Annotated in this window: 1 protein-coding gene; it reads right to left on the minus strand. The window is 40.9% G+C overall.

Features of this window, described 5'->3' with window-relative positions; translation table 11 throughout:
- Nucleotides 1-625: 625 nt before the first annotated feature.
- Nucleotides 626-1,129: a DinB family protein gene (locus ACWNM1_RS30540; RefSeq protein ID WP_449603930.1), complete on the minus strand. Its 504-nt coding sequence runs from the start codon at nt 1,127-1,129 to the stop codon at nt 626-628.
- Nucleotides 1,130-1,412 lie beyond the last annotated feature (283 nt).

Here is a 1,412-nt window from a genome sequence, read left to right on the forward strand (position 1 = left end):
AGCTTAACGGAACTTCGATATTATTGTTATTATCTGATTTAGGATGAAGACGATTTTCTATTACAAAAAAATGATTGAAAATACCTACTACTCGTATTTTATTATCTGCCTCTCCAAAAATTTGTGTTTCTGCTGTCATAAAAATAATCTGATGTGTGAGACTTGATGATTTCAAGTCATTAATAGTATGAAAGCAATTTGAGCTTTCAGAACTGTCAAATTTAAGACCGTGAACCTTATGGAGGTAATTATCATAATCTTGACTACTTGGTTTTGTATAAGCCATCACAAATAACAATATGGAAACTATTAGGAAAGCATATTTCTTCTTGATAAAGGCACCTCATCTCTTATGGATAATCGTACCATATAATACCGCATTTAACTGCCTAATAGTTCAACTAGGCAACACCACGCTCTACTGCACGTTAGTTGAACAAATAAAAAACGGCTGCCGAAGCAACCGCTATTCCACTAACGTTCCCCGTTAGTTCAATAGAATTAACAGTTTTAGTCCGATGGTATCCTCTTGTCTATGATTCAAGCCACCACTTTCAATCCTATGAGATAAAATACTTATAAATCCCACTATAGCCAAACGGCCAAATGCGGATATAATCTTACTCTAAATTACTGGAGGTAGCGCTCCGTACTCGGCCCACTGCTCTTTTGTCGGGCCGTAAAGATCCGGCACACGAAGGCCTGCCTGACGCATCAGGACTGTCATCTGACCACGATGATGAATCTCATGCTTTACGAGAATATCCAGCATTAAGCCGTTTGGCCATTGATCACCATACATATCGCTCATGATAAGCAGATTCTCATCTTTCCAACTGGACTGTATAGCATCAAGGAGCGCTTGTGAGGTCCTCTTATAGATTGACGCGATGTCTGCTGCAGAAGCTGGCACCGGCATATCTTCGCTCGGTCCTTCGAAAGACAGTCCCGTCCGAGATGGCATTTCGTGCAACGTCTGTACAAGGTGCCATGCAACACGTCCAAGCGTTCTATGATCGCTTGTTATCTGTTGGCCAAGAGACTCGTCGGTCAGCATCTCCAGTGTCCGCATTGTTGCTTCCGTTTCATTCTGCCAAGTTGCGGCAAAATCTTTAATGTGTTTATACATATCCAACATCTCCTTTTTGTAATGGAATCAAGTTTATTATACCGAACATTAGTTCGCAAGTAAATATTTACATTTACTTAAACTACCCCCGTTAACCAAACGAAGCTGCCGAAAATCATTGCGCTAATCCGAAATGTAATTAACTACGTATGGTTAATACTTTTGATCATTTTGTTTACGCTAGCCTGCCCGTTAGCACAACGAAGCTGCCAATTCATGTCGGCAGCTTCGTCCTGGTGTTATTGAGCTATAGTGTCCCGTTAGCCATTCATGCAGCGCAAGC

It is taken from the genome of Paenibacillus sp. Marseille-Q9583, from assembly GCF_976954365.1.